Origin of the sequence: Morganella psychrotolerans (assembly GCF_001676055.1) — a bacterium.
Lineage (GTDB): Bacteria > Pseudomonadota > Gammaproteobacteria > Enterobacterales > Enterobacteriaceae > Morganella > Morganella psychrotolerans_B.
The window spans coordinates 1-7,253 of the sequence record NZ_LZEX01000021.1 but is presented as its reverse complement, the minus strand read 5'-3'; the positions used below and the strand labels follow the sequence as shown (position 1 = coordinate 7,253).

At 42.6% G+C, this 7,253-nt stretch carries 12 protein-coding genes and 1 pseudogene; 6 read left to right on the top strand and 7 right to left on the bottom strand.

Annotated features, from left to right (window positions below):
- Positions 1-270: 270 nt before the first annotated feature.
- On the bottom strand, positions 271-972 hold the full coding sequence (locus tag AYY17_RS11925) for a hypothetical protein (RefSeq protein ID WP_067423960.1): 702 nt from the start codon (positions 970-972) through the stop codon (positions 271-273).
- Positions 973-1,048: 76 nt separating this feature from the next.
- Positions 1,049-1,627 carry a recombinase family protein gene (locus AYY17_RS11920; RefSeq protein ID WP_067423959.1) on the bottom strand — a complete coding sequence of 193 codons (579 nt, stop codon included), beginning with the start codon at positions 1,625-1,627 and terminating at the stop codon, positions 1,049-1,051.
- 195 nt (positions 1,628-1,822) lie between these two features.
- Between AYY17_RS11920 and AYY17_RS11915 the strand changes: the two genes are divergently transcribed.
- The 3 genes from AYY17_RS11915 (at position 1,823) to AYY17_RS21735 (ending at position 3,341) form a co-directional block, all read left to right on the top strand.
- Positions 1,823-2,173, top strand: a complete 351-nt coding sequence (locus AYY17_RS11915; RefSeq protein ID WP_067423956.1) for a type II toxin-antitoxin system RelE/ParE family toxin — start codon at positions 1,823-1,825, stop codon at positions 2,171-2,173.
- A gap of 1 nt (position 2,174) precedes the next feature.
- On the top strand, positions 2,175-2,474 hold the full coding sequence (locus AYY17_RS11910) for a helix-turn-helix domain-containing protein (RefSeq protein WP_067423953.1): 300 nt from the start codon (positions 2,175-2,177) through the stop codon (positions 2,472-2,474).
- A gap of 249 nt (positions 2,475-2,723) precedes the next feature.
- On the top strand, positions 2,724-3,341 hold the full coding sequence (locus AYY17_RS21735; protein WP_067423951.1) for a hypothetical protein: 618 nt from the start codon (positions 2,724-2,726) through the stop codon (positions 3,339-3,341).
- Positions 3,342-3,375: 34 nt separating this feature from the next.
- On the opposite strand, the gene AYY17_RS11900 is transcribed toward AYY17_RS21735, so the two are convergent.
- The 5 genes from AYY17_RS11900 to AYY17_RS11880 all read right to left on the bottom strand — a co-directional run bounded on the left by AYY17_RS11900 (position 3,376) and on the right by AYY17_RS11880 (position 5,573).
- Positions 3,376-3,777, bottom strand: a complete 402-nt coding sequence (locus AYY17_RS11900; protein WP_067423949.1) for a hypothetical protein — start codon at positions 3,775-3,777, stop codon at positions 3,376-3,378.
- A gap of 431 nt (positions 3,778-4,208) precedes the next feature.
- Entirely contained in the window at positions 4,209-4,733 is a 525-nt protein-coding gene (locus AYY17_RS11890) for a LexA family protein (protein ID WP_067423945.1), read from the bottom strand.
- 33 nt (positions 4,734-4,766) lie between these two features.
- On the bottom strand, positions 4,767-4,985 hold the full coding sequence (locus AYY17_RS21590) for a hypothetical protein (RefSeq protein ID WP_109910747.1): 219 nt from the start codon (positions 4,983-4,985) through the stop codon (positions 4,767-4,769).
- Positions 4,986-5,041: 56 nt separating this feature from the next.
- Positions 5,042-5,278: a hypothetical protein gene (locus tag AYY17_RS11885; RefSeq protein ID WP_067423943.1), complete on the bottom strand. Its 237-nt coding sequence runs from the start codon at positions 5,276-5,278 to the stop codon at positions 5,042-5,044.
- Positions 5,259-5,573: a hypothetical protein gene (locus tag AYY17_RS11880; protein WP_082981384.1), complete on the bottom strand. Its 315-nt coding sequence runs from the start codon at positions 5,571-5,573 to the stop codon at positions 5,259-5,261. Before AYY17_RS11880 ends, AYY17_RS11885 begins: the two co-directional genes overlap by 20 nt.
- A gap of 527 nt (positions 5,574-6,100) precedes the next feature.
- Between AYY17_RS11880 and AYY17_RS21300 the strand changes: the two genes are divergently transcribed.
- The 3 genes and pseudogenes from AYY17_RS21300 to AYY17_RS11875 form a co-directional block, all read left to right on the top strand.
- The gene (locus AYY17_RS21300; RefSeq protein ID WP_235845372.1) at positions 6,101-6,625 is read left to right on the top strand and encodes a PAAR domain-containing protein; all 525 of its coding nucleotides are present in this window, start codon (positions 6,101-6,103) and stop codon (positions 6,623-6,625) included.
- Between the two features lie 14 nt (positions 6,626-6,639).
- The gene (locus tag AYY17_RS21295) at positions 6,640-6,948 is read left to right on the top strand and encodes a PAAR domain-containing protein (protein WP_082981382.1); all 309 of its coding nucleotides are present in this window, start codon (positions 6,640-6,642) and stop codon (positions 6,946-6,948) included.
- Positions 6,929-7,180, top strand: a pseudogene (locus tag AYY17_RS11875) (transposase); the annotation flags it as partial. The gene AYY17_RS21295 and the pseudogene AYY17_RS11875, both read left to right, overlap by 20 nt.
- Positions 7,181-7,253: the final 73 nt, after the last annotated feature.

The following is a 7,253-nucleotide window of genomic DNA, read 5'->3' as shown; positions in this document are numbered from 1 at the left end:
CCATCCCGAACGGTGGTCCGGAGATACCCGGAACTGGCAAAGAAAAGAGACCGTCACCCTGAATCCTGAGCGGGAAAAACAGGCTGCCTAAATTAACAAAGGGTGACAACTACCTTGACACTTACCGCATCAGAAAGGCGAGTCTTACAGTATCTTTATCACATCCGTATAATGGCAATTCCAAACCAATCATTTTAGCTAAATCATGTGTGTTTTCGATAACAGCTATAGCCTTACTGAATGCCCTGTTGCTTAACGCATATTTTGACTTTAGCGACTCTCTAACCTGTTTGAATAATGCTCGCGCCATGTGTTTCTATCAGGAAGATGATTGGCGATATCAATTAGATCATTTCTTGATAAATCACCAGAAAAGTATCCCAATCCATAGTTGTCTAATGCCTCGGACATAAAGTTAGAGAATTTATCAAGCACGGATTCAACCCTATTAAATTGTGTCTTAAGGTCAATGACATTAATGATGCTTTCCCTCACCAAGTGTTTTTCGTTTCTCTTTGAAAATGGATATCTAAAAACTTGCCCTGTCGCATCAATGGCTGATAGTTCTATTATAAATTCATCAATCTCTTCTATAAACCTTTCTGAATTTCTTTCTGCAATAACTGCCTTTTGTTTAACGAACTCCCAAATAATTCCTATGTCGTGAGATCCAGTATGGTCAAAGCTAAAAGGTGTATTTTTAATGGTAAAGATTTCACTAATATAATGCTGACAAATATCTTTCAATCTTAATTCGATAGAGTGCCTGAAGTTAAAACATATTGGATATATAAAATCGTCTAACCACAGACGCACTCCCTTATCTGAGATTACAGCATCAAGTAAGACATTAGCTGCTTTAGAGTATCCTTTGTAATACTCAGTATATGAAGGATTCCCATTTTCCCCCACACATGCATTGGCCCATGTTGGCTCACCACCCTTAAAATATTTATTGCCCTCTTCTGACATGCAAACACATCCTTAATCTATATTCATTTAATTAATTCAAGCCAATTTATTATTAATTTCAAATATCACCAATAATTCACTTTTCTGCGTGATTTATATCATCAGTATTGACCTCTTCAAGTATTTTATAAACGGTTGATCGCGCGATCTGCATTTCTTTGGCAATTGCAGTACCACCTAATCCGCTTTCCCTCATCTTTAAAATTCTCTCACGATCAACGGACCGCTTGCGGCCAAATTTCACGCCTTTGAGTAACGCTTCTTGCCTACCCTCATTTGTTCGCTCCAGAATCCTTTGTCTCTCCGCTTCAGCGACTGCGGATAAAATGGTGACCACCATTTTTCCCATTGAGCCTTCAGTGCTTATACCATCATCCAAAAAACGAACAGCCACACCCATTGAGTCGAATTCTTTAATTAGTTGGATCATGTCGGCGGTATCACGGCCAAGACGGTCTAATTTTTTCACGAGAATAATGTCACCCTTCTCGACTTTAACTTTGAGTAACTGTAACCCCTCTCTATTAATGTGACTTCCTGACTCCTTGTCTGTAAATAAACGGTGCTTTGCCACTCCCGCCTCAATTAACGCTTTCGTCTGAATGTCAAGAGATTGTTGGCTGGTGGACACCCTAGCATACCCAAATAGGCGCAAATTGTGTCTCCTAAATCATTATCGGACAATAAGTGTCTTTTAATTAAAAATATCGAATTAATAGACACTATTTCAATATGTTTTTCAAGTGTCCGAAATATTATAATATAAAAGACAGCAATGTGATTGTCATATATTTGACAATATAACCTCAAGGCTATAAAATTCATTATAACTCGGAGGTTATATTTATTTATGTGGGAAATATTAACGAGAGACCTCTTCGATTCATGGTTCGAAGAACAGAATGAGGAAACTCAAATTGAAGTGTTGGCGGTGCTCATGATTTTACGTGAAGATGGCCCAAACCTTGGTCGGCCCCAGGTCGATACACTGAAAGGTTCGCAGTTTCCCAATATGAAGGAACTGCGAATTCAGGTTGGTGGTCATCCGATTAGAGCGTGTTTTGCATTTGACCCTATCCGCCGTGGCATTGTGTTATGTGCTGGTGATAAGAAAGGAAAAGACGAAACGCGTTTCTATAAGAAGTTAATCAAGATGGCCGACGCTGAATACTCAGCGCATCTATTAGAGCAGGAGAAATAACATGTCCACTTTAAATGAACTACTTGCAAAACAATCCCCAGAGGCGTTGGCTAAAATTGAAGCGCGTGCGGAAGAGATCCGTAGGGAAATAACGCTGGCTAAAATTCGTGAGGAACTCAATCTTTCCCAGTCAGAATTAGCCAAGTCCCTTGGCGTTTCACAACCCTCTATTGCCAAGCTTGAGAATGTTGATAACGATCCAAAGTTATCTACGTTGAAACGTTATATAAAAGCTTTAGGCGGCGAGCTTTCTATTGATGTAACGCTACCGAATGGTAAGCGTATTGGATTGCATCTTTAACAATATATTTATTTACATGAGAGTGTACATGAACGATACAACGAAATTTTTTTTTTATAGATGAGTCAGGCGATAAAGGTTATTCAAACTCAAAGCCTCGTGATGGGCTTGGTGTAATGGCTGGCTTCCTTATCGATGATTGGGATCTGCCCAAATTAAAAATCAGGATAAGTGAAGGATTAAGCACTCTCAATTTAAACCAGTCAAATAAACTGCACATGGCTGAATTAGATGACACACAGAAAACCAATGCCGTTAACTTGGTTGCATCTTTATTTAGAGAGTTTAGTCTCAATTTTATATACTCAGCAATATACACTGAATCATATAAAGATTTCGTTGGCCCTTCCGATAAAAAAAGAGTTATTGCATTCGCAGTTACTACAAAATAATTTAATAAGCGCCCTGACATTGCTGACAACATTAATTGAGAAATTCCGCGTTAATGTGAATCTAAAAATAGTAAGCGATAATATAGATGCTGGTGTTTTAAAGATCATGGAAAAAGAGTGCGAAAATATAGTTAATTACATGAATAATGCCCCAAATAAGCGCTATTATTCGAAAGGAAAGTATATCGAAACGCAAGTTGTTAATGCATCACCAGATCCCAGACCTAAAAACGGAAAATTTCACGTTGAAATGAGTGTTGAAACTTCAGAAATTACCTTTATTTCTGATGTATTGGCCTACACAACCTTCCAACACTTAATGGAATTCATGAAGGAAAATGAAGGACTATCACTCAATACAACAAAATCAATATCAGGCCATCCCTTGGAAGAGTTTATAGCATTGGTATACCCTCCAGAATTAGAGGATGAGAACATTTTCGGAAAAGTGCTTGGACCAGGCAGGGGGAAATAGTAGAGCCCCCACTCAAATAGTAAGGGCTGGCATACTACTTTTCCCTATATAAAATAAAGTAGCATTTTTGTATGCGCATGCTGTTGTTGATATACCCGCAGAGCCCCTCCTTTCCGTTAGTATCGCGGCCGATCCACAATCCGGCCAGGCGCTTGTCTGGTTTCTCTGACAGGACGTAAACCTTGTTGTTGAATTGCTCAACGCTTGCCTTTTGAATCCCCTCCGGCACGGTGAATTCCCCCAGGTGTGCGTAGCTGTTTAGGCGGAGAACGGTGACGCTCCCCTTTTCACCGTTCTGGGTTGGTGTTCCAGGCTGTGCCGCAGGCTGCTCATTTTTGCCTGCATAGACTGAATTCGGGTTGAACTGTGGTGCAGCCATTACGCTACCGGCCAACAGACCTAGTGCGCCCACCAGCGCAAGAACCTTGTGTTTCATCGTGTACCCTCTTGATGACATGCGCCAAACCGCATAAGGCGCACCGATCTGGTAAATCGCACACCCCCACGATACGCGAACGATCGATTGTGAGGCTCTTATGATTCAGAAGAAGAGTGTCTTTTTCAAGGTGCAGGAAGGGAAAGCACTACGATTTGAGGACGAAAAAAGCCACCCCGGCGCAGGCGATGCAGGTTGTCATCACCAATACCCCGAAATAGCGATAAAGCGAAGAAAGGAATATGAAGATAATCGGCCCAATCAGAGGCGCGAGCCAAACACCCGGCACTATCCCGAAGGCATACCAGGCATCAGCTGGAACCCAATACCCCGGCCAGTAGATAGAGATGAGCGCCCTGCCAAAAAGAATGCATCCAATCAACAGACAGATCAGCAGAGCATAGTGGAAAAAGCGAAAGTAGAGCCCACCATTACGCATTTGGTTTTGGCTCGTAGTCACCTGGTTCAGTGGCAATAACTTCACCCAGTTCGGGGCTGTATCGGAGTAATTCGTTTTTATCCAGGTACTCAACGTGGCGTTTTGTCTTGCTGTTCGAAAAGCCGAGCTCATGCGCCAGCATATTGATAGAAGGACCGATGCCGGTGCGCTTCATCATGCTTTTCACCGCTTTAATAATGGCTTTGCGATCTTCTGTCAGGTACACCTTATCAACCAGTTCATCATAGCCCTGCCCAATAGCAATGCGCATAGTCCTGGCCGTGGTTTTCTCTCCATCTATAACGATACGGCCTTGCTCATGCAGCTGCTTCACACGCCGGGCGACCAGTCCTTTTGAATAACCCAACGCTTTGCCGATTTCATCGTAAGTTGGGGGTGCCCCGTCTTCTTTGATGCATTTAACCAGGTAGTTAAATAGCGTCTCCAGGTGGGCTGAAGGGACTTTAGCTTTCGGCACCAGAGGTTCAGTTTCGTTTGCAGGTAGTTGGTCTGACATGATCTTTGGTCACCTCAAGCAATATTAGGCTGGTTATGGTAATGGGTGGATCCGGGTCACACTGGCGTTAACCTGGTTTACCGGCGCTTTGCCTTGCAGGCGAGTTCGGGTTTCAGACAGTGATATTAACGCATCCTCCAGCAATAGAATTTCTGCGTCGGAAGAAGCTTTATTAATGGCTGAATTAATCCTTTCGCCGATTGTATCTAGATCCTGAATTACACTCGAAATCACACCAGTAAGATGAGACATATTCCACCTATTCGTTATGTTTACTCTATTGTAAAACAGCGCCCAAATCCAGAGGTTTAACGCACTTTCTCATGTCCGGTCTGAGAGAAAATTTTCAGACCCAGACTTGTGACCTGATAATGACAACTGCCTTCATGGGTTAGGAGTTTCCGGACAACCAAAGCGTCCAGAATGATCCGGCTACGGCTCAGTGTCTGCACGGTTAGTTGGCAACCCGGCCACCATTTTCCAGCCTGCTGGATAACGATATCGTGCAGCAACGCGTGCTGAAGCTTACCCAGTGGTAACGACATGGTTTTTTCTTTTCATTTCTGCTCGCCTGGCTTTAATACGGTCGTGGGCTTCAGCTTGGGGATCGGTACATAACTGTATCGCCAGCAAGAGCTGGTGGCGCTGCTTCTGCTCATCAGCGGTCATGAAATTGAGAGCGGTAAAACCGACGGGCATGGTGCCGTGTATACGATAGCTCTCATCGAAACGCACTTGTGCGGTTGCGCTCAGCATATCAAAACGAGCAGTGACTTCATTTCGGCCAATGTCGTTGAACAGTGCGATAGCGCTCAGTTCGTCTTGGGGCATGTTGCTCATAACAATTTGCCTGTTTGATTTGTTTACCCCTTCATTGTCACATTAGATGTTACGGTGACGAAGGGGTTAGGCGAAGTTATTCCGTCCAGTGCGTGAGCTCATCATCCACGATGTAATCGGCTTCATCCTGGTCGAACTCTTCGGCATCAGTGATGCTTTCTAAAGATGACTCAGCCCAATCACGGCATTGGGTTTTTCGCTCATCTTCACAACCAAACTCCCAGGATACAGAACGCGACAGCCAGGCGTTGTATAGCAATTCAAGGTTTTTTTTCTTTAGTGCTCATGAGTTTCTCTGATAATTAAGTAGATCGGCTATGAATGGTGACCTTTACCAGTAAAACATGAGGTGTGCGAACGGCGAAATTCCTAGTAGAAATGAACAGGGAAAGATGGTGAATTGTAATGATTTGGTTGTTAATGGTTAGATTAATACATTATATTAATATATTATTCTATTTAATATATTATATAAAACTAACATATCACACATTGTAGGTGTTATGTCTGGAGTCAGGCCCATCATCATGGGTAAGGCAATGGCCTTAAATGGAGACAAAACCACCACTGGTGCCACCTGCATTGCAACTATACAAACGGTCACATGCTTTAATAAACAAGCTTTAAGAGTGGGCGATCCGACAACACCCTGTCCTAAGTGTGGTCAGCCAGGCACTGTCGTTTCTGGGCAGCAAGGCTTTCTAAATCATGGGAAACTTCAAGCTGTTCACGGATCAATGGTTAGTTGCGGCTGTCTTTCAGGAAGTAATACAGTTGATGTATATAAGTCGGACATTGAATCCTCACCATTGAAAAGTGTTCAGTTAATTAAAGAAAAGCTGACATCAGGCATTAATAATATCTCAGACACAACAAGGCATCATATAAGGTATTTGTGTACCGATGATTTTGGCAACCCTTTGTGTGATTGCAAGTACATAATGCATAACGTAAACGGCAACTCTTATCATGGAACAACTGACAATCAAGGGTACACCATGAGCCATACAACATCGGAAAAAGAGAATATTTCAATTCATTTACTTCAATAAATTAGAGGTGATATATGGCAGTTGGATATTTTTTACGTGTAGGAGACTCAACTACATGCGGAGGTCATATTCTGACAGGTGATAATACATTCCAGTGGTACGGTGTTGCTGGTGCGCGAGAAGGTGACTTGGTGACCTGTGGAAAACATTCAGGCGCATACTATATTATTGGCGGAGTTAACGATGTATGGATGGAAAACAGGAAGCACGCAGGTTGTAGTGGCATAGTTAATTTGGTCACCAACTCAGAGGTGATATCATCACCTCACAAACAGATAGGTGACAATTATGGCAAAACGAATAAGACGGCTTTTCAGTGCTGAATTCAAACTTGAAGCGGCTCAACTGGTGCTTGACCAAAACTATTCCGTGCTCGAGGCCGCCAACGCGATGGGTGTTGGTAAATCAACCATGGACAAATGGGTCCGGCAACTCAAGCTAGAACGCAAGGGTATTTCACCGAAAGCGTCACCCATGACGCCTGAGCAGATTGAAATTCGTGAATTAAAAAAGAAAATCGCGCAACTTGAAGAGCATAATGAGATCTTAAAAAAACTGCCTACATTTCGCGATATCCCCCATCTGACTAGAAACATAGAAAGATCTATACTCTAAATTAACCGGATAG